Below are 25,106 nucleotides of genomic sequence, written 5' to 3' on the forward strand. Positions count from 1 at the left end.
TGTCAGCGTTCGCAGGTCTCGTAGACATAGCCATGGTCACCCGGCACGACGAGGTTGCGGTCGCGCAGGATCATCGCCCTCGGCGAGGCAGGTTCGGCGCACATTGCAGTGAAGTCCCGCGTAAGCCGATCGACGTACTCGATGTCGATGACCTGATCGCCGTACACCGCCGTGTACGCACCGCACTCGTCGTACGCTGCGCATTCCTCGGCGATGGCGAAGTCGAAACGCGCCTCGTCGTGCAGAAGCCGGGCGAACTCCGCAGCATTCTTCTGCCCGGCCGACAGCCCTGCGTCGTGCGCCAGACGGGCGAGCCGGGTGGCGAGCGCCAGGTTGTCGCTCATCGTCAGGGCGCCATCCGAGCGCGTGAAGCTGTCGAGATTGTCGAATTCCACCCCGTCGAACCCGTCGGCAGCGCATCCCTCGATCCACGGAGTCAGCATCCGCGTGATTGCCTCGCGGTTCGTCGCTGTCGAGGTGTCGAGCAGGATCTCATCGGGCCAGTCGGGGTCGGTGACCGGTCCCTCCTCGTTCACGAGCAGCGTCTCGCGCAGCCAGAGATCCTTCTCTCCCGGCTGCGTCTGGAACGCGTTCACGTAGCAGATCGAGTACGCGCCGTCGGCAGGTTCCGCCGTGCGATCTCGCACCACCAGCGACACCCCCGGAGGCGGCGAGTAGGCACCGCCCAGCTGATAGTCGACTGACCCGTCACTTGGGAGGGCCGCCACCGCTTCGTCCTCAGGGGCAGAGGCAGCCGGACCGCATCCGACTGCCAGCACCCCCGCCGTGCACAGGACCGTGAGTGCGATCGCGCGACGCAGCGTCGGCGCTGAACGCGAAGTTTCGGGCATCCGGCCAGCATACGGACCGACGCTCAGGGCGTAGCCTGGCGGTGTCGACCCCAGGGAGCAGCCATGTCTGATCAGTCGCAGAACACCACCGACACGCACGGGCCCACCATCCCCGAGCTCGAAGAGGACGAGACCATCGCGCCTCGACCCGAAGAGGAGATCGCAGACGTGCTCAGGGCAGAGCCCGATGTCGCGGATCACTCGGCGCATCGACCGGACGAGAACTGAGGGCAGGGACGAACAACGCCTTCGGATGCAGCTCATCAGCGCGCCCCGGTACGCTGGTTCGTGGCCGTCTTCGCGCCGACCGCAGACCGGAAGTGAGCACTCATCGTGACCCAGCCCAGCATCTTCGAGCCCGAAGGCCGCGCCGTCCCCTTCGTCGATGAGGGTGAAGGCCCCGTCACGCTCGTGCTGGTCACGAACCGCAGCCTCGAGGCAGACGGCCTCGGCGTCATCTCCCACTACCTCGCGGAGGAGGCCGGATTCCGCGTCGTGCGCATCGGCTCCCGCGAGGCGAACGACGGCCTCACCGCGAGCGACCGCGCTGCGGATGCCGCTGCGGTGATCGAAGACCTCGGCATCGCCGACACCTGGATCGGCGGCCACGGACACGGCAGCACCATCGCCCGGACCTTCGCCGTCGAGCACCCGGAGCGCGTCAACGGCCTGCTGATGCTCGGTGTCGAAGACGAGCAGATCCCGCTCGCCGGTGGCATCCCCGTGCTGATCATCCAGGCAGAGAACGACGAGGTCACCCCCGCAACGAACGCCGAGGCGCTGCAGGCGACCGCGCCTGAGCGCGCGACCATCACCCGCATCCCCGGTGCCGACCACTACTTCGTCGCAACGCACCCGATCGAGACAGCCGTGGTGATCGAGGAGTACCTCGACTGGGACTGAGCGGGCTCAGCCCGCGCGCAGATCCTTCCGCATGAAGATCTGCTCGGTGCCGTCGTCGTGCGGCACCCGTTCGCTGATGCGGTAGCCGCAGCTCTCGTAGAGACGGATGTTGGCCTCGCTGAGGCTGCCCGTGAACAGCTCCGCCTCCTTCGCGCCGCTGTGCTGCTCGGCGGTGTCGAGCAGGCCGCGCCCGATGCCCTCGCCCTGCATGTCGGGGGCGATCGCGATGCGGCCGACGAGCAGCAGGTCTCCGTCGATGCGTCCTCGCAGCGCACCCACGAGCCTGCCGTCCACGCGCGCAGTCCAGCCGTAGCAGTCGGCGAGCTCCGCCTGCACCGCCTCGAGGGTCTGGGTCAGGGGAGGCATGTCGACGCTGCCGTAGATCTGCGCTTCTGAGACGAACGCCGCTCGCTGCAGGGTGAGCACCTCTCCGGCGTCATCTGTCGAGATCGGGGCATACGTCACTTCGGGGGAGGCCATGCCTCCATCATCCCTCTTCGCGCAGGCGCGGCTCGACGCGGTGCTCCGGCCGCAGTCCCGCCTTGTCCGCGTAGAACGCGCGGATGCGATCCATGTCAGCGCGGATGTCGCCGCTCAGGTCCATGGTCGGTCCGAGCCCGGACGTCATGGTGGTGCGGTCGACGTAGCCGAGGGTCACCGGCATCCCGGTCTCGCGGGCGATGCGGTAGAAGCCCGACTTCCAGTGAGTGTGGCCGCTGCGGGTGCCGTCCGGCGTGACCACCAGGCCGAAGACCTCCCCCTGCCGAGCCATCTCGACGACGTCGCCGACGACGCGACCAGGATCGTCGCGGTCGACCGGGATGCCGCCGAGCGCCCGCATGATCGGACCACGCCACCCACGGAACAGGCTCTTCTTTCCCAGCCAGCGCACATCGATGCCCAGGCGCCAGGCGATCGCGAGCATGAGCACGAAGTCCCAGTTCGACGTGTGCGGAGCCCCGATCAGCACCGACGGCCGCTGCGGTGCCGGTTCTGACCGCAGCGTCCAGCGGCTGAGACTCCAGAACAGACCGGCGATCACGCGACGAAGCATCCCTCAACGCTAGGGGAGCGACCATACTCAGGACGGCATGCAAATCAACCCCCTCGGGGCGGTCGCCGTCGCGATGGTACTTTCGCGACGCGTCCACAGCGCGGGCGCAGAACGGATGAGGTGATACGCATGGCAGAGAAGCGAAGCAGCAGCACGTCGACCAAGAAGAGCGGTGGCGGCAAGAAGGCCGCCGCTGTGACCACGACTCCGCGTCAGAACGCCGAGAGCGGCTTCAAGGCATCTGGCGAGCTGACGAAGAACATGCAGGCGGTGCTCGTCGACCTGATCGAGCTGTCGCTGCAGGGCAAGCAGGCCCACTGGAACGTCGTCGGCCGCAACTTCCGCGACACGCACCGTCAGCTCGACGAGATCATCGAGGCGGCACGCGAGTTCAGTGACGAGGTGGCGGAACGGATGCGGGCGCTGCACGCCGTGCCGGACGGACGCACCGCGACCGTCGCGAAGTCCACCACGCTGCCGGCCTACCCGACGGGCGAGGTGTCGACCACCGACACGATCGATCTGATCACCGAGCGGCTGGACGCCACGGTCGCCACCATGCGCGACGTGCACGACCAGGTCGACGAAGAGGATCCGACCTCGGCCGACATCCTGCACGGGATCATCGAGAAGCTCGAGCAGTTCGCCTGGATGGTCAGCGCCGAGAACCGTACGCCGGCTGTCTGACCTCCGCTGTCATACGACGAGGGCCGTCACCCACTGGGTGACGGCCCTCGTGTTGCGTGGATGGCGCTCAGGCCGGCTGCGGAAGCAGGCTGAACGACACGGCGCCCTGCTCGTCGACCGAGGCGTCGAGCACCTTGTCGTCGAGCGCGTCGGCGGCGGCCTTCTCGAGGAACACGCGGATGTCCTCGTCGCCGATGATGGAGTCGCCCGGTTCGGGCGTGGGGGCGACCGTCACCGCGAACCGCGGCTCGGTCTCGGTGCCGGACGAATGGATGCGGAGTCCGGCATCCGGCGTCGTGCTCTGCTGGGCGACGATGGTCGCCGCGATCGTGTTTGCGTTCTCGGTCAGGGTGAGCATCGGCTCTCCTTCCGGTTGCGGACACCACACCGTACGGCGCGATGTCCGTGCCACGATTCCGCACCTGCCCTGCGGGTTCAAGCTCAGAGCGTCACTCTGAGGGGTTTCACACCGAGCGCTTGCACGCCTCACAGAAACGCGCGAGGTCAGCGCTCGCGGCGCAGGAGCATCGGCAGTCCTAGCCAGAGCAGCAGGATGACGACCAGACCGATCCCGCCCGCGATGAAGGCGAAGACGTGGTTGAACGTGAAGTCGATGATGAGCACGGTGACCCCGACCGTGAGGGCTGCGATCACGACCATGTTCGCCTTGACGATGCGGTGCGCGACGTGGACCAGCTCGGGCTTTCGACCCTTGGCGAACAGGATCCGATGCATGCCCACGGGGGTGAGGGCGAGGATGGTGGCTGTCGCCGCGAGCAGCACGAGCACGATGTAGAGCAGGCGCTGCAAGTCGCTCAGGTCGCGGAACAGCGGCTGGAAGGCCACCGCAAGAAGGAAGCCGGTGAGTATCTGCGTGCCGGTCTGCATGACCCGCAGCTCCTGCATGAGCTCTTCCCAATTGCGATCAGCGCGCTCGGTCGTGGTCTCGTCACGTCCATCGTCCTTCGCGTCGGCATGTGGGTCCTTCATGACATCGGACGCTACACGGATGCACCGTGATGCGACGAGGGGCTTGCGCACGGTCCCGGGCTCGCTCCCGCGTCACTGCAGCGGGCGTACGATCGAGGGATGTCAGAGAACCAGGCCCCCGAGATCCCGTCGCGCGTCCTCTCCGCGCCGCCGGGTCTGCAGCTGATCGGCGCCGATGCCGCCGGGCTGTGCGCTGACGGCCACTGCGTGGTCCCCGCCGCGGGTCAGGATGCCGGATCGGCAGAGGCTGCGACGGCTGATAAGGCCGCTGCGTCGGCGCACCAGGAGCCGGATGCCGGCGCATCCGGTACGCACTCGGACTGACGAGGGTCTACCCGGCACCGCGCTCGGCGCGATGCTGCAACGCAGTGGCCAGCTCAGTCGCGATCAGAGGATCGTCGTCGAGCGGCACGGCGAGGGCGAGCAGTGATCGGCTGAAGTGGTTGCGCAGCCCTGCGGCGAGGGTGATGTCGACGATCTGCCGATCGGTGAACCCGTGTTCGCGGAGAGCCGCAGCATCGGCATCCGTCATCTCACGCGGTGACGACGAGAGCCGTGCGGCGTAGTGGATGACCGCCTGCTCGGCCGCAGTGAAGGCGGAGTCGTCGTCTGCGGCGAATGCGCGCAGGCCGGCCTCATCAGCCACGCCCGCGGTCATCGACTTGCGGGCGTGCGCGACGAGGCAGTGCGATGAGCCGATCGCGCGGGCAGCGCCCAGGGTGGCGGCCTCGTAGACGCGGATGCCTATCGACGGCACAACCGCCTTCACGAGGGCGACGAAGGCGTCATGCGCCTCGGGATTCACCGCCATCGCAGCGGTGTAGGAGTGCACGAAGCCGTCGGCGGCGATGTCCTCTTCGTACATCGCCGCGACGGCTCCGCTGGCGTCGTCCGACGCCGGGGTGCGGATGATCATGAACGGACGGTACTCCGCTGCGCACCCCGGCGGAAGAGGTGTCAGTGACCGCCGTGGACCGACGCGCCCTCGGTGTCATCCTCGGGCTTGCGAATGATGAACGCACCGATGATCGTCACGGAGGCGATGATCGCGCCGATCGTGACAGAGGTGCGCGTTCCCGCTGCGACGGCGGCGGGCACGTCCGTGCCGCCGCCGGCATTCACGACGGCCGTGAAGACGGCCATCATCACGGCGATGCCTGCAGCGCCCGCGACCTGCTGGATGGTGCCGATCACCGCGCTGCCGTACGAGTAGAACTTCGGCTTGAGCGAGGCGAGCGACGCCGTGAACAGCGGTGTGAACGACAGCGCCAGGCCGACCGAGAGCAGTGTCTGCGCAACCAGAACCAGCCAGATCGAGCTCTCGACGGTCAGAGTCGTGAACAGCCACAGCATCGACGCGGCGAGGATCGACCCGGGGATCAGCAGGATGCGAGTGCCGTGACTGTCGTAGATGCGGCCGATCACCGGCCCGAGCAGGCCCATGGCCAGGGCGCCCGGCAGCACGACGAGGCCGGCGTCGAGAGCCTTCAGCTGCAGGGCGTCCTGCAGGAACAGAGGGATGACCGTGATGCTGCCGAAGAACGCCAGCGACAGCAGGAACATCTGGATCATCGAGAGCGTGAAGTCCTTCGAGGCGAACACGCGCAGGTCGAGCAGTGCGTCATCGTCACGCTGGAGGCGCACCTGACGTGCCAGGAACAGCGCCAGACCGACGGCGCCTACCGCGAGGGCGATCGCCATCGGAGCCCAGCTGGCTCCCTTGCCCAGACCGCCGATCTGGCTCAGGCCGAACACCAGGCCGCCGAAGCCGAAGGCCGAGAGCACCACCGAGACCAGATCGATCGGGGCGTGCATGGTCTCGCCGACGTTCGTCAGCCAGCGCCATCCGATGAACATTGCGATCAGCGCGATGGGCAGCACCACGACGAAGATCGCACGCCAGCCGAAGTGATCGAGCAGGAACCCCGACATCGTCGGGCCGATCGCGGGGGCCAGCGACATGACGATGCTGACGCGGCCCATCATGCGCCCGCGCGAGGCGGCGGGCACGAGGTTCATGATCGTCGTCATGAGCAGGGGCATCATCACTGCCGTGCCCGAGGCCTGCACGACGCGGGCGACGAGCAGCACGGCGAAGCCGGGCGCGAGGGCGGCGATCAGCGTGCCGGTCGAGAAGAGCACCATCGCGCCGAGGAACATCTGCCTGGTCGTGAAGCGGCGCAGCAGGAAGCCCGTGATCGGGATCACGACGGCCATCGTCAGCATGAATGCGCTGGTCACCCACTGGGCGGCGATGGGAGTGATGGCGAGATCGCTGATCAGGTGCGGGATCGCCATGCCCATCGTCGTCTCGTTGAGAATCGCGACGAACGCGGCGGTGAGCAGCACCCAGATCACCGCCATGTCCTTCGCGGGGATGAGGCCGGCGGAGGGCGGGGAGACGGGAGTAGACCCGGTGTGAACGGCAGACATGAGTCTCCTCGAAGGTGATGCAGAAGGCGAATGGCCGCGCGAGACGGCAGGCGGCTGGCTGAGCGGCCGGCGGCGAAGGTCAGCCGTCCATCCTAACCTTTGCCGGCGGGACGGTATTCCCGCATCATCCGCGGACTAGCCTGAGGGGATGAGCATGGGTGGTGGCGCAGGCCGCGGCGGAGGATTCCGCGGCGTGGACGAAGCGGCACAACGGCGGCTCAACGCGGCCGCTCCGAAGGTGCCCGGTCTCGGGCGTCGCGTCATCGCGCTGTTCAGCCCGTACCGCGGACGTCTCGTGTTCACCGCGCTCCTGGTCGTCATCGGCGCGGGCCTCGCCGTGATCCCGCCGCTGCTGGTGCAGCGCATCTTCGATGACGCGCTGTTCCCGCTCGACGGCGGGGGTCCGCGCATCCCCCTGCTCACGATGCTGGTGAGCGTCACGATCGGCCTGTTCCTGCTCTCGGCGGTGCTGGGGGTGATGCAGACGTGGCTCACGTCGACCGTCGGAAACGAGGTCACGGGTGACCTGAGGGTGCGGCTGTTCGAGCATCTGCAGGCGATGGAGCTCGGCTTCTTCACCCGCACCAAGACCGGAGTCATCCAGTCGCGTCTGCAGAACGACGTCGGCGGCGTGTCGGGTGTGCTGACGAACACCGTCACCAGCGTGCTCGGCAACACTGTGACCGTCATCGCATCGCTCGTCGCGATGGTCCTCATCGACTGGCGCCTGACGCTGATCGCCGTGATCCTCATGCCCATCCTCGTCCTCGTGCAGCGACGCGTGGGCCAGGTACGGGCGCGGATCGCCGGTGAGACTCAGGAGTCGCTGTCGGAGCTGACCAGCATCACCCAGGAGACGCTGAGCGTCTCGGGCATCCTGCTGTCGAAGTCGTTCAACCGGCAGCGCACCGAGTCGGTGCGATACCAGAACGAGAACCGCAACCAGGTGCGTCTGCAGGTGCGCCGGGCCATGAGCGGTCAGGGATTCTTCGCGGTGGTGCAGGTGATCATGGCGAGCGTGCCGGCGATCATCTACCTCGTCGCGGGGTTCTTCCTCGTCGGCGATGCACCCGAGATCACCGCCGGGGCCATCGTCGCGTTCACCACCGTGCAGGCCAGGCTGCTCATGCCCCTGATGGGGCTGATGCGCGTGGCGCTGGACCTGCAGACCTCGGCCGCGCTCTTCGCCCGCATCTTCGAGTACCTCGACATGGTGCCGCAGATCCAGGACGCCCCTGGTGCGATCGACGTCGCCGACGCTCCTGGCCCCCGCGGTCGCATCGAGTTCAAGGATGTCGTGTTCCGGTATCCGGATGCCGCCGCAGACGCCCGCCCGACGCTCGACGGGGTCTCGTTCGTCGCCGAACCAGGCACGCACGTCGCCTTCGTCGGCCCCTCAGGCGCGGGGAAGACCACGATCCTGTATCTGGCTCCTCGTCTCTACGAGGCGACGGACGGCACTGTCGAATTCGCCGGGGCCGACGTGCAGAAGCTCACGCAGGAGTCGATCATCGATCAGATCGGCATCGTCTCGCAGGAGACATACCTCTTCCACGCCACCATCCGCGAGAACCTGCGGTACGCGAAGCCGGATGCCACCGACGAGCAGCTCGAGCGCGCGTGCCGCGCCGCGAACATCCACCACGTGATCACATCGTTCGAGCAGGGCTACGACACCGTCGTGGGGGAGCGCGGATACCGGCTCTCGGGCGGCGAGAAGCAGCGCATCGCGATCGCTCGGGTGCTGCTGAAGGACCCGCCCGTGCTGCTGCTCGATGAGGCGACCTCCGCCCTCGACACCGTCTCGGAGCGCGTCGTGCAGGAGGCTCTGGATGCCGCGGCGCAGGGCCGCACCACCCTGTCGATCGCGCATCGACTGTCGACCGTGATCGATGCCGACATCATCCATGTGGTGGAGGCGGGCCGCATCGTCGAGTCGGGCACCCATGCTCAGCTGCTCGCCGGGGGCGGACTGTACGCGACGCTGGCCGCGCAGCAGATGGCATCGACGCGGGTGCTCGAGGACGGGCAGCATTGACGGGCGCGCTGCCGCCCGTCAGTGCACCGACAGACCACCGTCGACGAACAGCGACTGGCCGGTGACGTAGCCCGATGACCGTCCGGCGAGGAACACCGCGATGCCCGCGAAGTCCTCGGGCACACCGTTGCGACCGACCATCGTCCGTGCCGCCAGCTGCCGCACCTTCTCCTGATCCTCCTGCAGGCGGGCGTTCAGGGGAGTGAGCACGAAACCGGGCACCAGGGTGTTCGCGGTGACGCCCTGGGATGACCATGCCTCGGCCTGCGATCGGGTGAGCGACTCGAGCCCGCCCTTCGAGACGCCGTACACCCCGCTGGTCACGAAGGCACGGTGCGCCTGCTGAGAGCTGATGTGGATCAGTCGTCCGAAACCGCGCTCGAGCATCCCCGGCGCGTAGCGGCGGCTCAGCAGGAAGGGCGCCTCGAGGTTGACGGTCATCGTGGCATCCCAGACGTCCATCTCGATCTCGTTCATCGGCGGACGCAGGTTGATGCCCGCCGAGTTCACGAGGATGTCCGGCTCGCCGAACGGCTCGGCTGCGGCGTCGGCGGCGGCGAGGATGCCGTCGCGGGTGCTGAGGTCGCCGACGACTCCGGCGGCTTGCCCTCCCGCCTCCGTGATCTCGCGCACCACCTCGTCGATCCGCTCGCCGCCTCTTGCGACGATCACCACCGACGCGCCCGCGCCCGCGAGAGCGATCGCGATACCCCGGCCGATTCCGGAGGACCCGCCGGTGACGACGGCGGTGAGGCCGTGCAGCGAGAAGAGACCGTCGAGGTTCACCACGCCAGCGCCTCCGCCATGGTCGGGTCGGGTGTCATATCGTCATACCCCGGCAGGGCTCGCATCGACGCCTCGAAGGCGTCGAGTGCAGCAGCGTAGGCGGGGTCGGGATGCTCGGAGGCGATCGTCTGCAGCGAGGGTAGATCCATGGCGAGGATGAGCGCGACCCGGGCGCGGACGGCGGCGTGCTGACCGGCGGCCATGAGCACGTCGATGCCGCCGAGCAGAGCCGCGAGGTAGTCGTGCAGCACCGGCAGCCGGGCCTTGCCCTGCGTGATCGAGGAACCGTCGTCCCGCACGCGCCAGTGCACGGCGACATCGGGGATGACGTCGAACGCGCGGGCCTCGGTGTACATCCGCTGCGCGACGACCTGGTCCTCGTAGGCGACGTTCTCGGGGAAGCGAAGTCGTTCCCAGAGAGAGGAACGGCTCAGCTTCGACCACGCGACGATGTTCGCCGAGGCCTGGGGATGCTCGGCGAGCGTCACGCCCAGTCGTCGCGGCGCAGTGGCGGCGGCCACCCATGGCTGCACACGGCCGGCGCGATAGGCGCCGTCGACGAGACGTGAGCGCACATAGGCCGCCGCAGCGAAGTCGCTGCCCGACTCCTCGAGTGTGCGCAGCCAGGTCTCGATGGCGTGCGGTGTCAGCTCGTCGTCGCCGTCGAGGAACCCGACGAAGGGCGTGTCCACGCGATCGAGGGCGACATTGCGGGCGGCGCCGAGGCCGCGGGCCTCGTCATGACTGAGCACCTCGAACCGGGCGTCGCGTGCCGCGGCCGCCGTGAACACGGCACCCGTGTCGTCGTGGGAGCCGTCATCGATGAGAAGAGCCCGCCATCGGCCTTCGGTCTGCGCCTGCAGGGAGGTGAGGGCGGCGGGAGCGAAGGCGGCGATGTCGCGTCCGGGCACGATCATCGTCGCGAGCGGGTTCACGAGCCGAGTCTACGGCGCGGAGCGCGACTCGAGACCGGCCACGGGCATCCGGAGCCTGTGCGCCTGCCGCGCACATCACGCCGCTCGCGGGTCGGGCCACGGCGCCGCTCACGCCCCGGCTACCGCCGCGACGGCGTCCGCGACGAGCGCCGCGAGGTGCTGCGCGGCACCTTCGGGCAGCGGTGCGCGACCGAAGGTGAAGCGCACCGAGGTCTGCGCCACCTCGGGAGCGACGCCTATCGCGAGCAGCACGGGCGAGGGGTCGTCGCTGCCGGCGGCGCACGCCGACCCGCTCGACGAGATCACCCCACGGCGCTCGAGCTCGAGCAGCACCGACTCGCCGCTCGTGCCGGCGAACGTGAAGCTCGCGAGGTTCGGCAGCCGCCGATCCGGCGATCCGGTCAGCGACGCCCGAGGCAAGGCATCCAGAACCGAGGTGATGAAGGTCTCGGTCTGAGCGGCCACCCATGCGACGCTCTGCTGGCGCTCCGCCTCGGCGAGGTCGAGCGCGGTGGCGAGACCGACGGCTCCCGCGACGTTCTCGGTGCCGCTCCGGCGGCCGCGCTCCTGACCGCCTCCGTGCAGCAGTGGCTCGAGCGGTACGCGCGAGCGCACGGCGACCGCGCCGATGCCCTTCGGCGTCCCGAGCTTGTGCCCGGCGATCGAGATCGCATCCGCTCCCAGCGTCCGCAGGTCGAGCCATCCAGCCGACTGCACAGCATCGACGTGCACCGGCACCTGCCGGGCATGGGCTGCGCTGATCAGCTCGGCCACGCTCTGCACGGTGCCGATCTCGTTGTTCGCGTGGCCGATGCTCACGAGAGCGGTGTGCGCGGCGTCCAACGCGGCGCGCAGATCCTCGACAGACACCGCGCCGGCGCCGTCGACCGGCAGCAGCCTCACCGGCACACCGTGCAGACGGCGCAGATACTCGGCCGACTGCAGGATGGATTCGTGCTCGATAGGGGTGGTGATGAGCCCGGCGGGCTCATGTGCCGCCTGCATGGCGCCGAGCACGATGCCCTTCACAGCGAGGTTGTTCGCCTCCGTGCCCCCCGAGGTGAAGATCACTTCTGACGTGCGCACGCCGAGCGCTGCGGCGACGCGCCCGCGCGCCCATTCCAGCGCCTGCGCCGCCGCCTCACCGACGGTGTGGTGGCTCGAAGGGTTGCCGAAGACGCCCGTCAGGTACGGGCGCATGGCATCGAGCACCTCGGGACGCACCGGCGAGGTCGCGGCGTGATCCAGGTAGAGCACCTCAGCCGACCCGGAGGTCGAGCCCGAGATCGAGCGCACGCGCCGAATGCGTCAGCGCGCCCACCGAGATGACCTGCACACCGGTCTCGGCGATCGCCCGAACCGCGTCGAGGCTCACCCCGCCCGAGGCCTCGACCGTCGCGCGCCCGGCGATCAGCGCGACTCCCGCTCGCAGGTCGTCGAGCGAGAAGTTGTCGAGCAGCACGGTGTGCGCCCCGCCGTCGAGCACCGCCTCGATCTGATCCAGCCGATCGACCTCCACGACCACGTGGGTGGTGTGCGGCAGTCGCGAGAGTGCCTCGCGCAGCGCGGTCGCGAGATCGTGTCCGCTCTGGCGGAGCACGGCGAGGTGATTGTCCTTCGCCATCACGGCGTCCGACAGCGAGCGCCGGTGGTTGCCGCCCCCTCCTGAGACGACTGCGTGCCTTTCGAACTCTCGGAGCCCCGGTGTCGTCTTCCGCGTGTCCGCGATGCGCGCGCCGGTGCCTGCGACCGCATCGACGTACGCCGCGGTGAGGGTCGCGATGCCGCTCATGCGCTGCGTGAAGTTCAGTGCCACGCGCTCGGCGGTGAGCAGGCTGCGGGCGCGTCCGGTCACGGAGGCGAGGGCGTCTCCGGGCTCGAAGCGGTCGCCGTCGGCGACGTGCAGATCGACCCGCACCTCGGGGTCGGTGAGGCGGAACGAGGCTGCGAACACCTCGCCGCCGCTGAACACGCCGGATTCGCGTGCGATGAGATCAGCGGTGGCGTCGGCCGACGCGGGCAGCAGCGCGGTGCTGGTCAGGTCGCCCCACGGGGCGTCTTCTTCGAGCGCGGCCGAGACGGTGCGTCGCAGAGTGGCTGGCGTGATCATGCGGCTCCGATCAGGGCGCGGGAGAGGATGAAGTGTGCGCCCAGCGAGTCGGTGCGGGCGAGTGCGGCGGATGCCATGGAACGCGCCACCGTGAGCAGATTCGCGTCCTCCTGATCGGCGGGCGATGCCGCGACGGGTATCCGCCACGCGTGCAGGCGGGCGAGGGCATCCCGCAGACCCTCCTCCGTGCGGATCAGCCCTACCTGCTCCCACATCAGCTCCTGCAGGGCCCTGCGCGAGAATCCCGAGGCCGTTCCGGCGCGGTCGGGTTCGCGACCGTGCACGTGCCGGGGCCCGGAACCCGGCCACCGGGCCGGCGGCGCAGGCAGCGCGAGCGACTCGGCGGCCCTCGCCCCGAACACGGCGCCTTCAAGCAGGGAGTTCGACGCGAGCCGGTTCGCACCGTGCACGCCTGTGCGCGCCGTCTCGCCGACGGCCCACAGACCGGGCAGGGTGGTGCGTCCGTCGACGTCGGTGACGACGCCGCCCATCAGATAGTGAGCGGCCGGCGTCACCGCGACCGGCTGCCGAGACCAGTCGATGCCGCGTCGGCGCAGCTCGGCATCGATCGTGGGGAACCGCTCGGCCAGTGCGGTGGCGCCCAGCGCGGTCGCATCCAGCACGATCGGCTCGCCCTGCTCCTCAGCACGGCGAGCGATGGCCCTCGCGACGACGTCGCGCGGAGCGAGTTCAGCATCCGGATGCTCGTCGAGCAGGAATCGGCGACCCGCGGCATCCCGCAGAACGGCGCCTGCGCCGCGCACCGCCTCCGAGACGAGGAACGAGCCGCCGTCGACCAGCACCGTCGGGTGGAACTGCATGAACTCGAGGTCGGCGACGGCGGCGCCCGCGCGCAGGGCGACGGCGATGCCGTCGGCAGTCGTACCCCGGGGATTGGTGGTGTGAGCGTACAGGCCCCCGGCGCCGCCGGTCGCGAGTACCACGGCATCCGCCCGCAGCGTCTCGCCGTCGATCGAGCGGATGCCGGCCACCCGGCCTTCGTCGACGATCAGGTCGGCGACGAACAGTCCCTCACGGACGGTGATGGGCGACGTCCGCACCCGGTGCGTCAGCGCCGCGGAGATCGCGGCGCCCGTCGCATCACCGCCGGCGTGCGCGATGCGCGGACGACTGTGCGCAGCCTCGAGTGCTCGGGCGACCTCGCCGTCGGGCGTGCGATCGAATGGCACGCCCGACGCGATCAACGCGTCGATCGCGGCGGGCGCGCCGTCGACGAGAGCGGTGATCGCCAATGAGTCGCCGTGTCCGTCACCGGCCTGCAGGGTGTCGAGAGCGTGCAGCGCGGGGGAGTCCCCTGGGCCGTAGACCCCGGCGATGCCGCCCTGGGCATGCGCCGTGCAGCCATCGCCAAGAGCTCCTTTGGACACGAGCGTCACGTCGTGCCCCAGCGCATCGGCACGCAGGGCGGTCGTGAGACCGGCGATGCCGCCGCCGGCGACGATGACGTTCATCGCGGCTTCGCCGCCAGCATGCGCTGCAGGGCCACCCTCGCGGGCTGCGCGACGGCATCCGCAACCCGGATCCGGTTCTGCACCCGTCCGGCGACGAGCTCTTCCAGCACCCAGGCGAGATATCCGGGGTGGATGCGGTACATCGTCGAGCACGGGCAGACGACGGGATCGAGGCAGAAGATCTCATGCTGCGGGTGCTGGGCTGCCAGGCGACGGACGAGATTGATCTCGGTGCCGATCGCGAACGTGGTGGGTTCGGTCGCCGCGGCGATCGCCTTGCGGATGTGGTCGGTCGAGCCCGCTTCGTCGGCCGCGTCGACGACCTCGGCGGGGCACTCCGGATGCACGATCACCCGTACGCCGGGATGCTCGGCGCGAGCCTTCTCGATCTGGTCGACGGTGAACCGGCGGTGCACCGAGCAGAATCCGTGCCAGAGGATCACCTGCCCGTCGCGCAGGTCAGCGGCGGTGGATCCGCCCAGTGGCCTGCGCGGGTTCCACATCGGCATCCGATCGAGCGGCACCCCCATCGCCTTGGCGGTGTTGCGGCCGAGATGCTGATCGGGGAAGAACAGCACTCGGCGACCGCGGGCGAACGCCCATTCCAGCACGGTCGCGGCGTTCGACGACGTGCACACGATCCCGCCGTGGCGTCCGACGAAGCCTTTGATCGCGGCGGAGGAGTTCATGTACGTGACGGGCACGACGGGCAGCAGGCCGTCGCCGTCCGGCTCGTCGAGCGGACCGAGGACCTCGGAGAGCTGCTCCCAGCAGTCCTCCACCTGGTCGATGTCGGCCATGTCGGCCATCGAGCATCCGGCAGCGAGGTTGGGGAGGATCACCGACTGGGCTGGGTCCGAGAGCAGATCGGCGGTCTCGGCCATGAAGTGCACGCCGCAGAACACGATCGCCTCGGCATTCGGATGCTCGAGGGCGGCGTTCGCGAGCTGGAAGGAGTCGCCGACGTAGTCTGCGTGCCGCACGACCTCCTCTCGCTGGTAGAAGTGCCCGAGCACGACCACGCGGTCGCCGAGGGCCTGCTTGGCCGCGCGGATGCGCGCATCGAGCTCGTCCTCGCCGGCTTCGCGATACTCGGCCGGGAGCTCGCCCTGGCGGGGAGCCCCGACCGGGATGACGTCGCCCATCGACGAGCCTGGTCCGTATCCGGGGCGGCTGTCGAAGTTCCAGGGGCCGTCCGCGAGGTCAGTGGTGCAGGTGGGATCGAGAGACGCGCCCGTGACGATCGCCTGCATGGCGTGATCCACGGAGGGGTCGATGGTGCGGAGGAGGGACACGCGGGACCGCCTTCTGGTCGATATGACATTTACTGTCTGTCGCTCAGATTAGGTCGATCTGACCAGAAGTGCAATCGGATGGCGGCTCTGTGACGAGCCGCCCGGGTCAGGCGCGGGCGACGTAGCGGTACAGGCGCGCCGGGCGGTGCTTGCCCGTGCGGAACGACTCGGTCGGCACGAGTTCGTCCGAGCCTTCGAGCAGACGACGGAAATTGGACGGGTCGAGACGCTGACCGAGCACCGCCTCGTACACCTCGCGCAGCTCGGTGAGCGTGAACTCATCGGGAAGCAGACCTGCCGCGATGCGGCTGTAGCCGACCTTGTTCCGCAGGCGCCACAGCGCATAGTCCGCGATGCGATTGTGGTCGAAGGCGAGGGGAGGCAGGGCGTCGACGTCGAACCACTCGACGTTCTTGGGCGCCCCCGCCCGCGAGCGCTGCGCGTCGACGAGGTCCGAGCGAAGCAGCGCCCAGTAGACGACCGAGATGGTGCGCGCGGGCGAGCGGTTCACGTCACCGAACGTGTAGAGCTGCTCGAGATAGCTCGGTTCGAGGGCTGTCGTCTCCGACAAGGTCCGGGACGCCGCGGCATCCAGGTCCTCGGCGGGGTCCAGCCAGCCGCCGGGCAGCGCCCACGATCCCCGATGCGGTTCGCGCGTGCGGCGCACGAGTGGGAGCATGAGACGTTCGCCGTCGTCGGCGCTGCGCAGCGAGAAGATCACGGTGGACACGGCGACGCCGATCGCATCGCCTCGTCCGGTCGTGACACTCACATCGACGAGCCTAGGCCGTCCACGCGGCGACGGCCTGCCATATCGCCATGCCGGCGCCGATGATCACCGCCCACATCAGCAGGGCCAGAGGCACCGCGAAGACGATGCCGCGAACGGCGTCCGGCGGACGGTGAGGGGGTCCGTCCGCCGGACCAGGGCATCCGAGAACGTCGTCCGATTCCGGGCGGGACGCGTCGTCCCGGCCTTCGGGTGTCGCGCGCGCCGGGTCGTGGAGGGGGTCCATCGAGTGCCCGGGGTGCGACGACGCGGATTCGACGCTCACTGTTGCCTTCCGTTCGGACGAGCGCACGGAGGGCACGGAGGGCGGAATCGCTCCTCGGTGCGGGCGCTGGGGAACGCCACGTCGCATCGTCCGCAGTCTATTCTGTTCGAAACCTCGTCGTACGCGGGCGAGGCAGGGGGTGAAAGTTGGTGTGAAATGCGCCGGCGCCCATGCCCAGCGTCCCCGTAGGGGAGTCGGCTAGATTGCACGGCGGGGAGACAGTCCCGGGTGACCGGCGGAAGAACGGAGAAGCGGGTGACCGACCAGCGGCGCGCGTCCTCACCTGCCGATCCGCCCGAACTGCCCGCGGCGTTCGTCGATGCGATCGCTCGCGGCGATGAGGTCGCCGCCGAGGCGGCGGCGCGCCTGACCTGGTTCGAGCTGTGCGGCCGATGCTCGACCGCTGCCGGTGCCGCGCTTCAGCAGCTCGACCAGAGGGCATACGAGCGCAGCCCGCTGCTGGGGATGCTCGCCGGCCTGTGCGCTGTCGAGGCGGGGCTCGATCCGGAGCGAGCTGAGCGACTGATCGGCCGCGCGGTCGCCGCCGCGCAGAGCGACAGCTCCGGACTCATGGCGATCGACCGAGCGCTCATCCTCTCCGCAGACAGTGCGCGACACCAGCGTGCGGGCAGCGCCGACCACGCGAGCAGCTCCGCGCGGGCGGCGATGACGTACGCCCGCGAGGCGACGAGTCGTCTGCAGTCCGTTCCGCTGGCCGATCTGTACACGCAGATCGGCGTCGCGCTGCACTACACCGGCGAGGTCGACCTCGCCCTGGAGGCGTTCGCGGCGGGCCAGGCGGTCGCGCCGACGGTGCCAGGGCCCGCCGACCCGACCGAGATCGCGGGCCTCGCGGCGGTGTTCGGCTACGAAGGAGACATCCGGCTCGCGAGCCGCTATCTCGAACATGCCCGGGCCGTGGCCGGTGCGGAGGCTCTCGGCTCGACAGGCGCGGTCAATGACTGGATCGCCGCCTCGATGATCGACCTCGAGAGCTTCGACGGAGAGGGCGTGCTGGCCCGGCTCGAGACGGTGGACACGGCCGTGCCCTTCGAGCAGCGCGTGGCGCTCGACACCGTGGCGGCCATGGCGCGCATGGTCTCGGGCGATCCGGCGACAGGTCTCGCGGAACTCGAGACGCAGATGCGCTCGATCGAGTTGCACACCGGACGCGCGGTGCCGTCGAGCGCGGTCGCCTTCGCGAGGTCGATGCTGCAGCTCAGCCTCGGAAACGTGCGCGTGGCATCGGCGATCGTCGAGTCCGACTTCGCGATCGGACCCACGCGCGAGGTCGCCCGGGCCCGCATCGAACTGATGAGAGGGCATCCCGGCTCAGCGCTCCGGCGGCTCGCCGCGTTGTCGACCGACCCGCTCCCGCTTCGTACGGCCGCGGAGGCGTCGTCGATCGAGGTCGCCACGCTGCTTCGCCGCAGCAGCGCCGCACGGGCTGGCTCCGCGGTCGACTACCTCGGCGCACTGCTGGCTCGCACCGGACTGCGGATGCCGCTGGCGTTCCTGCCGAGATCGGATTTCGACCGCGTGGTCGCGGCGCTCACCGCAGGCGGTCACAGCTCCCTCTTCGACGGCATCAGCGCCCGATCCGTGCTGCCCGACCTGGCATCGGCGCAGACCCTGACGGCACGTGAGCGCACGGTGCTGTCGGCCCTGATGGACAGCGGATCTGCGGCCGCCATCGCCCGCGAGCTCTACGTGTCGCCGAACACCGTCAAATCGCAGCTTCGCAGCATCTACCGCAAACTCGGAGCGGCCAACCGCCAGGAGGCCATCATGGTCGCCGTCGAGCGGCAGCTGCTCGCCGCTGACGGCGAGTCGGACATCGAGGACGACGCTCCGCGCTGAACCGGCGAGAGCGTGCGCAACCCGCCTACCGGAGCGCCTCCGTCCCGCTATGCTGGAGGCCTAATCGAACACAGGCCGCATGACCCGTGCGGGAGAGCCCGATGATGATGGTCGGGCACCGAAGGAGCAAGCCTCCCCGCCAATCTCTCAGGTACCCCTACCGCCCTGGTCCGGCCGCTCTGAAAAGAGATGCTCACGCATCCGCCGACGGTGAAAACCCCACCTCGAACGGCCTTGTGCCGGCCGAAGGGGCGAAGCTCTCAGGCCCGATGACAGAGGGGGAGTTCCGAGGATGCCGACGACGTCGTCCTGCCCGACCCTGACCGGGAGAACTCCGTGACCGAACCCCGTTACACCCCGCTCCGCGCGCGCCATGAGGCGCTCGGCGCGTCCTTCACCGACTTCGGCGGCTGGCAGATGCCGGTTCGCTACACCTCCGACCTGGCCGAGCACCACGCCGTGCGTCAGGCCGCGGGTGTCTTCGACATCTCGCACATGGCCGAGTTCACCGTACGAGGCGGTGCGGCTGCCGAGTACCTCGACTACGCGCTGGCCGGGCGGCTGTCCGCCATGAGCATCGGCAAGGCGAAGTACTCGCTGCTGCTCTCCGAGGACGGCGGGATCATCGACGATGTCATCGTCTACCGCCTGCAGGCCGACGACTTCCTGATCATCTCGAACGCAGGCAACCGCGACGCCGTCCGCGAGGCTCTGACCGCTCGCGTCGGGGAGGTCGAGGGCGATGTCGCCGTCGCTGACGTCTCGGACGACTACGCGCTGATCGCCGTCCAGGGGCCGAAGGCGGCCGAGATCGTCGCGTCGATCGAGGGCATCGACGACGTGAGCGTGCCGTGGGATGAACAGAAGTACTACGCGTGGGCGAGCGCCGTCTACCGCGGCAAGCCGCTGCTTCTCGCGCGCACGGGCTACACGGGTGAAGACGGCTTCGAGCTGCTCGTCGATGCCGCCGATGCAGCCGACCTGTGGGACGCCGCGCTCGCCGCGGGGACAGAGCACGGGCTCGTCCCCGCCGGTCTCGCCGCCCGCGACACGCTGCGCCTGGAGGCGGGGATGCCGTTGTACGGCAATGAGCTGAGCCGTGAGACGGTGCCGGCTCAGGCGGGACTCGGTCGCGTCGTCGTCTCAGACAAGGAGCGCTTCGTCGGCAAGGCCGCCCTCGCGGACGGAGCAACAGGCACCGGAACCCAGGCGGGCCGCACCCTCATCGGGCTCTCGGCCGAAGGCCGCCGCGCCGGCCGCGCCGGTTACCCCGTCGTGCTCGAGGATGGCACCGTCGTCGGCGAGATCACCAGCGGTGCTCTCAGCCCGACGCTCGGCCACCCGATCGCGATGGCCTACGTGAACCCGTCGCACGCCGAAGAGGGCGCCGACCTGTTCCTCGACGTCCGGGGGACGAAGATCCCCGCAACCCGCACCGCCCTGCCTTTCTACCGGAGGAAGAAATGACCGATCTCAACACCCTCAAGTACAGCGAAGAGCACGAGTGGGTCGCCCTCGACGGCACCACCGCGACGATCGGCATCACCGACTTCGCCGCCGACGCTCTCGGTGACATCGTCTTCGTCGAGCTTCCCGAGGTCGGCGCCGAGTTCAGGCGTGGCGACGTGTTCGGCGAGGCCGAGTCGACCAAGTCGGTCTCGGAGCTCTACGCCCCGGTGACCGGCACGGTCGTCGAGATCAACGACGCGGTCGTCGACGACCCCGCCCTGCTGAACTCCTCGCCTTTCGGCGACGCGTGGCTCATCAAGGTCGAGGTCGCCGACGGCGCACTCGACGGTCTGCTCGACCGCGACGCGTACGTGGCGCACACGGAGGCCTGAGAGTGACCTCATTCGCAGATCGCCACATCGGCATCACCGCCGACGCGCGCGAGCAGATGCTCGCCGCGCTCGGGATCTCCGCTTCGCCCGACGCTTCAGATGACCCGATGGCCGAGGCGCCGGTCGAGGCGCTCATGCGTCAGGCCGTGCCGGCATCCATCTTCACCGGCCCCTCCGAAGAGTCCGTGATCCCCGCCGCCGCGAGCGAGGCCGAGGCTCTCGCCGAGCTGCGCGCTCTCGCGAGCCGCAACACGGTGAACCGCCCGATGATCGGCCTCGGCTACTACGGCACTCTCACGCCGTCGGTCATCCAGCGCAACGTCCTCGAGAACCCCTCCTGGTACACCGCCTACACGCCGTACCAGCCGGAGATCTCGCAGGGCCGTCTCGAAGCGCTCATCAACTTCCAGACCATGGTCTCCGACCTGACCGGGCTCTCGACCGCGAACGCGTCGATGCTCGACGAGTCGACCGCCGTCGCAGAGGGCATGCTGCTCGCGCGGCGTGCGTCGAAGTCGAAGTCGAACGTCTTCGTCGTCGACGCGGATGCCCTTCCGCAGACCAAGGCGCTGCTGCGCACGCGTGCTGACGCCGTGGGCATCGAGCTCGTCGAGCGCGACCTCGCCGGCGGCGAGAAGCTGCCCGACGAGCTGTTCGGCGTGCTCGTGCAGTATCCCGGCGCCTCCGGTCGCGTGTGGGACCCCAGCGCGGTCATCGATGCCGCGCACCTCGCGAACGGCATCGCCGTCGCCGCCGCCGACCTGCTCGCCCTGACCCTGCTGCGCTCGCCCGGGTCGCTCGGCGCCGACGTGGGCGTGGGCACGACGCAGCGCTTCGGCGTTCCCATGGGCTTCGGCGGACCCCACGCCGGCTACATGGCCGTGCGCGCGGGTCTCGAGCGTCAGCTTCCCGGTCGACTGGTCGGTGTCTCGGTCGACGCGGTCGGCTACCCCGCCTACCGTCTGTCGCTGCAGACCCGTGAGCAGCACATCCGTCGTGAGAAGGCGACGTCGAACATCTGCACCGCACAGGTGCTGCTGGCCGTGATGGCGTCGATGTACGCGGTGTACCACGGTCCGGACGGTCTGCGCGCGATCGCCGCCGAGGTGGCGGGCAAGGCCGCGCTGCTGCGGGACTGGCTGGTCGAGGCCGGCGCCGAGGTCGTGCACGACGCGTTCTTCGACACGCTGAACGTGCGGGTCGAGGGAGGCGCGGAGGCTCTGGTCGCCCGGGCGCACGCCGACGGCATCCTGCTTCGCCTGGCGGATGCCGACACCGTGGGCATCGCGATCGACGAGACCACCTCGTTCACCGACCTGCACCGAGTGGCGGTGCTGTTCGGCGGCAAGCAGGAGCGGGTCTTCGGCTTCTTCGGCGCCGGTTCCGCGGGCGCCCTGCCCGAGGCACTGCTGCGCGACGACGAGTACCTCACGCACCCTGTCTTCCACGCCCACCGCTCCGAGACGGCCATGATGCGCTATCTCAAGCAGCTCGCCGACCGCGACTACGCGCTCGACCGCGGGATGATCCCGCTGGGCTCGTGCACGATGAAGCTCAACGCTGCAACAGAGATGGCCGCGATCACCTGGCCGGAGTTCGCCCAGCTGCATCCCTTCGCTCCCGCGGAGGACGTCGAGGGCTCGCTGGCCATGATCGACCAGCTCGAGGCGTGGCTCGCCGAGGTCACCGGCTACGACGCCGTGTCGCTGCAGCCGAACGCCGGCTCCCAGGGTGAGCTGGCAGGTCTGCTGGCTATCCGCGGCTACCACCTCGCCAACGGCGACACGCACCGCGACGTGTGCCTGATCCCGAGTTCGGCTCACGGCACCAACGCCGCGTCCGCGGTCCTCGCGGGCATGAAGGTCGTCGTCGTCGCCACCGACGAGCTCGGCAACGTCGACCTCGACGACCTGCGCGCAAAGATCGCCCAGCACGCCGAGACGCTGTCGGCGCTGATGATCACCTACCCGTCCACGCACGGCGTGTACGAGCAGCAGGTGGTCGACATCACCTCGGCCGTGCACGACGCCGGCGGGCAGGTCTACGTCGACGGCGCGAACCTCAACGCCCTGCTCGGCTACGCGCGCTTCGGCGATCTGGGCGGCGACGTGTCGCACCTCAACCTGCACAAGACGTTCGCCATCCCGCATGGCGGCGGCGGACCCGGCATCGGACCCGTGGCGGCCAAGGCGCACCTTGCGCCTTACCTGCCCGGTCACCCGCAGGCGCAGAAGAGCGAGCACGCGGGCGGCTTCGTCTTCGACGGCGGGCCCGTCTCGGGCGCTCCGTACGGATCGGCCGGCGTCCTGCCCATCTCCTGGGCCTATGTGCGCATGATGGGCGCAGAGGGGCTGCGCAGCGCGACCGCTGCCGCCGTGCTCTCGGCCAACTACATCGCGCTGCGTCTTCGCGATCACTTCCCTGTGCTCTACACCGGTGAGAACGATCGCGTCGCGCACGAGTGCATCCTCGACCTGCGCCCGCTCAAGGAGGCGACCGGCATCACGGTCGACGACGTCGCCAAGCGGCTGATCGACTACGGCTTCCACGCGCCGACGATGTCGTTCCCCGTCGCGGGCACGCTCATGGTCGAGCCGACGGAGTCGGAGGACCTCGCCGAGGTCGACCGGTTCGTCGAGGCGATGATCCAGATCAAGGCAGAGGCGGATGCCGTGGCCGCGGGCACCTGGCCCGCCGACGACAACCCGCTCGTGAACGCGCCGCACACAGCAGCGTCGCTGATCGCGGGGGAGTGGGACCACGCGTACTCGCGCGAGGTCGCCGCGTATCCGGTTCACGCGCTGATCGCGTCGAAGTACTGGCCACCGGTCCGACGGATCGACCAGGCCTACGGCGACCGCAACCTCGTGTGCGCCTGCCCTCCGATCGAGGCTTTCGCCTGATCACCGGCACCTGCCGCATCGCCCCTGTCGCTTCGCGACGGGGGCGATTCGGTTAAGGCTGGATAACAGTTGCCGCGGTGTGCTGTTGAGGCCCGCGGGGGGTCTTAGGATCGTAGGCGAGCGCGTTCGACGACGAACGCGTGCTTGTCCCGGTCCACAGGAGGACACTGTGAAGCACAAAAAGATCACACTCACGGGCGTCGCGCTGCTCGCGGCGGGTGCCCTGGCACTCACCGGCTGCTCCACCAGCAGCAACGAGAAGCCCGATGCAGAGAAGGGCTCGTCGAACGTCGACGCGTCCGCGATCATCAAGGTCAACGGCTCCGAGCCGCAGAACCCGCTGATCCCGACCAACACCAACGAGACCGGTGGTGGCAAGATCCTCGACGCCATCTTCGTCGGCCTCATCGGCTACGCGGCCGACGGTGCGGTGTTCAACGAGGTCGCTGAGGACATCAAGGTCGACGACCCGCAGAACATCACGGTCAAGCTTCGCAAGGGCCTGAAGTTCACCAACGGTGAAGAGGTCACCGCTGACAACTTCATCAAGGCATGGAACTACGGCGCGCTGGCGTCGAACGAGCAGCTCTCGAGCTACTTCTTCGAGGACATCGAGGGCTTCAGCTACGAGAAGGACTCGGAGCTGACCGGCCTGAAGCAGGTCGACGAGCACACCTTCACCATCAAGCTCAACAAGCCGGCCTCTGACTTCGCGCAGCGCCTGGGCTACTCGGCGTACTACCCGCTCCCGGACGTCGCGTTCGAGGACATGGAGGCGTTCGGCCAGAACCCCATCGGCAACGGGCCCTACATGCTCGACGGTGAGGGCGCCTGGCAGCACGACGTGGGCATCAACCTCGTCACCAACCCCGACTACGACGGCCCGAGCAAGCCCGCCAACGGCGGCCTGAACATCGTCTTCTACGCCTCGCAGGACAGCGCCTACGCCGACCTGCTGGGCGACCAGCTCGACGTGCTCGACGCTGTTCCGGACTCCGCGTTCGGCAGCTACGAGGCAGACCTGGGCGACCGCGCCGTCAACCAGCCGGCAGCCATCTTCCAGTCGTTCACCATTCCGGAGCGCCTCGAGCACTTCAGCGGCGAAGAGGGCAACCTGCGTCGCCAGGCCATCTCGATGGCGATCAACCGCAAGGAGATCACCGACGTGATCTTCCAGGGCACCCGCACCCCGGCCAGCGACTTCACCTCGCCCGTGATCGACGGCTGGACCGACGAGCTCAAGGGCGCCGAGGTTCTCGACTACAACGAGAAGAAGGCCAAGGAGCTGTGGGCCGAGGCTGACAAGATCAGCCCGTGGAGCGGCACCTTCCAGATCGCGTACAACGCCGACGGCGGCCACCAGGCCTGGGTCGACGCGACGATCGACTCGATCAAGAACACGCTCGGCATCGACGCCTCGGGTGCCCCGTACCCGACGTTCGCAGAGCTGCGCGGCAAGGTCACCGACCGCACCATCGAGACCGCCTTCCGCACCGGATGGCAGGCCGACTACCCGGGTCTGTACAACTTCCTCGGACCGCTGTACGCGACCAACGCGGGCTCGAACGACGGTGACTACTCGAGCAAGGAGTTCGACAAGCTCCTCTCCGACGGCATCTCCGAGACCGACCCGGCCGCGGCGAACAAGCTGTACCAGGAGGCTCAGGAGGTTCTGCTCAAGGATCTGCCCGTCGTTCCGCTGTGGTACTCGAACGTCGTCGGCGGCTACGGCAAGACCGTCGAGAACGTGAAGTTCGGCTGGAACTCCGTTCCGATCTTCTCGGAGATCGAGAAGACCAAGGCGGAGTAACCCTTCGCAGCGAGGCGGTGGTGCAACACACCACCGCCTCGTTCTCTTTGCCCTCGGGGCGCTCGATCCGCGCCCCGCACCCG

Annotated in this window: 25 protein-coding genes and 2 riboswitches; of the genes, 10 read left to right on the top strand and 15 right to left on the bottom strand. The window is 69.0% G+C overall.

Annotated features, from left to right (window positions below):
* Positions 1-2: 2 nt before the first annotated feature.
* Positions 3-851, bottom strand: coding sequence for an endo alpha-1,4 polygalactosaminidase (locus tag JOE67_RS13150; protein WP_204975990.1), 849 nt, complete (start codon positions 849-851; stop codon positions 3-5).
* A gap of 63 nt (positions 852-914) precedes the next feature.
* Between JOE67_RS13150 and JOE67_RS13155 the strand changes: the two genes are divergently transcribed.
* Both JOE67_RS13155 and JOE67_RS13160 read left to right on the top strand, forming a co-directional pair.
* Positions 915-1,079: a hypothetical protein gene (locus JOE67_RS13155; protein ID WP_204975991.1), complete on the top strand. Its 165-nt coding sequence runs from the start codon at positions 915-917 to the stop codon at positions 1,077-1,079.
* A gap of 105 nt (positions 1,080-1,184) precedes the next feature.
* On the top strand, positions 1,185-1,754 hold the full coding sequence (locus tag JOE67_RS13160) for an alpha/beta fold hydrolase (protein WP_338041608.1): 570 nt from the start codon (positions 1,185-1,187) through the stop codon (positions 1,752-1,754).
* Between the two features lie 6 nt (positions 1,755-1,760).
* On the opposite strand, the gene JOE67_RS13165 is transcribed toward JOE67_RS13160, so the two are convergent.
* Both JOE67_RS13165 and JOE67_RS13170 read right to left on the bottom strand, forming a co-directional pair.
* Positions 1,761-2,234, bottom strand: coding sequence for a GNAT family N-acetyltransferase (locus tag JOE67_RS13165; RefSeq protein ID WP_204975992.1), 474 nt, complete (start codon positions 2,232-2,234; stop codon positions 1,761-1,763).
* 7 nt (positions 2,235-2,241) lie between these two features.
* Entirely contained in the window at positions 2,242-2,808 is a 567-nt protein-coding gene (locus JOE67_RS13170; protein ID WP_204975993.1) for a 1-acyl-sn-glycerol-3-phosphate acyltransferase, read from the bottom strand.
* Positions 2,809-3,069: 261 nt separating this feature from the next.
* On the opposite strand from JOE67_RS13170, the gene JOE67_RS13175 reads away from it, so the two are divergent.
* On the top strand, positions 3,070-3,495 hold the full coding sequence (locus JOE67_RS13175) for a Dps family protein (protein WP_239528668.1): 426 nt from the start codon (positions 3,070-3,072) through the stop codon (positions 3,493-3,495).
* A gap of 67 nt (positions 3,496-3,562) precedes the next feature.
* Here the strand turns inward: JOE67_RS13175 and JOE67_RS13180 are convergent, their stop codons facing one another.
* Together JOE67_RS13180 and JOE67_RS13185 are read right to left on the bottom strand one after the other, a co-directional pair.
* Positions 3,563-3,853, bottom strand: coding sequence for a Fe-S cluster assembly protein HesB (locus JOE67_RS13180; RefSeq protein WP_204975995.1), 291 nt, complete (start codon positions 3,851-3,853; stop codon positions 3,563-3,565).
* A gap of 146 nt (positions 3,854-3,999) precedes the next feature.
* Positions 4,000-4,485 (bottom strand): DUF6328 family protein, encoded by a 486-nt coding sequence (locus tag JOE67_RS13185; protein ID WP_204975996.1) that lies wholly within the window; start codon positions 4,483-4,485, stop codon positions 4,000-4,002.
* Between the two features lie 99 nt (positions 4,486-4,584).
* On the opposite strand from JOE67_RS13185, the gene JOE67_RS13190 reads away from it, so the two are divergent.
* Positions 4,585-4,809, top strand: a complete 225-nt coding sequence (locus JOE67_RS13190) for a hypothetical protein (RefSeq protein WP_204975997.1) — start codon at positions 4,585-4,587, stop codon at positions 4,807-4,809.
* A gap of 7 nt (positions 4,810-4,816) precedes the next feature.
* On the opposite strand, the gene JOE67_RS13195 is transcribed toward JOE67_RS13190, so the two are convergent.
* Both JOE67_RS13195 and JOE67_RS13200 read right to left on the bottom strand, forming a co-directional pair.
* Complete coding sequence (locus tag JOE67_RS13195) at positions 4,817-5,401, bottom strand: carboxymuconolactone decarboxylase family protein (protein ID WP_204975998.1); 585 nt, start codon at positions 5,399-5,401, stop codon at positions 4,817-4,819.
* A 41-nt stretch (positions 5,402-5,442) separates the two neighbouring features.
* Complete coding sequence (locus tag JOE67_RS13200; RefSeq protein ID WP_204975999.1) at positions 5,443-6,918, bottom strand: DHA2 family efflux MFS transporter permease subunit; 1,476 nt, start codon at positions 6,916-6,918, stop codon at positions 5,443-5,445.
* A 154-nt stretch (positions 6,919-7,072) separates the two neighbouring features.
* Between JOE67_RS13200 and JOE67_RS13205 the strand changes: the two genes are divergently transcribed.
* Positions 7,073-8,956 (top strand): ABC transporter ATP-binding protein, encoded by a 1,884-nt coding sequence (locus tag JOE67_RS13205; protein ID WP_204977055.1) that lies wholly within the window; start codon positions 7,073-7,075, stop codon positions 8,954-8,956.
* A gap of 18 nt (positions 8,957-8,974) precedes the next feature.
* Here JOE67_RS13205 and JOE67_RS13210 read toward each other — a convergent pair whose 3' ends face one another.
* The 8 genes from JOE67_RS13210 to JOE67_RS13245 form a co-directional block, all read right to left on the bottom strand.
* Positions 8,975-9,745: an SDR family NAD(P)-dependent oxidoreductase gene (locus tag JOE67_RS13210; RefSeq protein ID WP_338041609.1), complete on the bottom strand. Its 771-nt coding sequence runs from the start codon at positions 9,743-9,745 to the stop codon at positions 8,975-8,977.
* The gene (locus JOE67_RS13215; protein ID WP_338041610.1) at positions 9,739-10,677 is read right to left on the bottom strand and encodes a glycosyltransferase family 2 protein; all 939 of its coding nucleotides are present in this window, start codon (positions 10,675-10,677) and stop codon (positions 9,739-9,741) included. Before JOE67_RS13215 ends, JOE67_RS13210 begins: the two co-directional genes overlap by 7 nt.
* A gap of 108 nt (positions 10,678-10,785) precedes the next feature.
* Positions 10,786-11,934, bottom strand: coding sequence for an aminotransferase class V-fold PLP-dependent enzyme (locus JOE67_RS13220; RefSeq protein WP_204977060.1), 1,149 nt, complete (start codon positions 11,932-11,934; stop codon positions 10,786-10,788).
* Position 11,935: 1 nt separating this feature from the next.
* Positions 11,936-12,787: a carboxylating nicotinate-nucleotide diphosphorylase gene (gene nadC / locus JOE67_RS13225; protein ID WP_204976000.1), complete on the bottom strand. Its 852-nt coding sequence runs from the start codon at positions 12,785-12,787 to the stop codon at positions 11,936-11,938.
* Positions 12,784-14,259, bottom strand: a complete 1,476-nt coding sequence (gene nadB, locus JOE67_RS13230) for an L-aspartate oxidase (RefSeq protein ID WP_204976001.1) — start codon at positions 14,257-14,259, stop codon at positions 12,784-12,786. Before nadB ends, nadC begins: the two co-directional genes overlap by 4 nt.
* Positions 14,256-15,512, bottom strand: a complete 1,257-nt coding sequence (gene nadA, locus JOE67_RS13235; RefSeq protein WP_204977063.1) for a quinolinate synthase NadA — start codon at positions 15,510-15,512, stop codon at positions 14,256-14,258. Before nadA ends, nadB begins: the two co-directional genes overlap by 4 nt.
* A 148-nt stretch (positions 15,513-15,660) precedes the next feature.
* Entirely contained in the window at positions 15,661-16,284 is a 624-nt protein-coding gene (locus JOE67_RS13240; RefSeq protein ID WP_420827658.1) for an NUDIX hydrolase, read from the bottom strand.
* 52 nt (positions 16,285-16,336) lie between these two features.
* On the bottom strand, positions 16,337-16,609 hold the full coding sequence (locus JOE67_RS13245) for a hypothetical protein (RefSeq protein ID WP_204976002.1): 273 nt from the start codon (positions 16,607-16,609) through the stop codon (positions 16,337-16,339).
* 255 nt (positions 16,610-16,864) lie between these two features.
* Here JOE67_RS13245 and JOE67_RS15815 point away from each other — a divergent pair, with 255 nt between their 5' ends.
* The 5 genes from JOE67_RS15815 to JOE67_RS13270 all read left to right on the top strand — a co-directional run bounded on the left by JOE67_RS15815 (position 16,865) and on the right by JOE67_RS13270 (position 25,023).
* Positions 16,865-18,469 carry a LuxR C-terminal-related transcriptional regulator gene (locus JOE67_RS15815; RefSeq protein WP_204976003.1) on the top strand — a complete coding sequence of 535 codons (1,605 nt, stop codon included), beginning with the start codon at positions 16,865-16,867 and terminating at the stop codon, positions 18,467-18,469.
* 79 nt (positions 18,470-18,548) lie between these two features.
* Positions 18,549-18,642: riboswitch (glycine riboswitch) on the top strand.
* 1 nt (position 18,643) lies between these two features.
* Positions 18,644-18,752, top strand: a riboswitch (glycine riboswitch).
* 53 nt (positions 18,753-18,805) lie between these two features.
* Complete coding sequence (gene gcvT, locus JOE67_RS13255) at positions 18,806-19,936, top strand: glycine cleavage system aminomethyltransferase GcvT (RefSeq protein WP_204976004.1); 1,131 nt, start codon at positions 18,806-18,808, stop codon at positions 19,934-19,936.
* The gene (gene gcvH, locus JOE67_RS13260; RefSeq protein ID WP_204976005.1) at positions 19,933-20,310 is read left to right on the top strand and encodes a glycine cleavage system protein GcvH; all 378 of its coding nucleotides are present in this window, start codon (positions 19,933-19,935) and stop codon (positions 20,308-20,310) included. Before gcvT ends, gcvH begins: the two co-directional genes overlap by 4 nt.
* Positions 20,311-20,366: 56 nt before the next feature.
* Positions 20,367-23,213: an aminomethyl-transferring glycine dehydrogenase gene (gene gcvP / locus JOE67_RS13265; RefSeq protein WP_239528673.1), complete on the top strand. Its 2,847-nt coding sequence runs from the start codon at positions 20,367-20,369 to the stop codon at positions 23,211-23,213.
* 169 nt (positions 23,214-23,382) lie between these two features.
* Positions 23,383-25,023, top strand: coding sequence for an ABC transporter substrate-binding protein (locus tag JOE67_RS13270; RefSeq protein ID WP_204976007.1), 1,641 nt, complete (start codon positions 23,383-23,385; stop codon positions 25,021-25,023).
* Positions 25,024-25,106 lie beyond the last annotated feature (83 nt).

The sequence above is a fragment of the Microbacterium esteraromaticum genome (genome assembly GCF_016907315.1).
Classification (GTDB): Bacteria; Actinomycetota; Actinomycetes; order Actinomycetales; family Microbacteriaceae; genus Microbacterium; species Microbacterium esteraromaticum.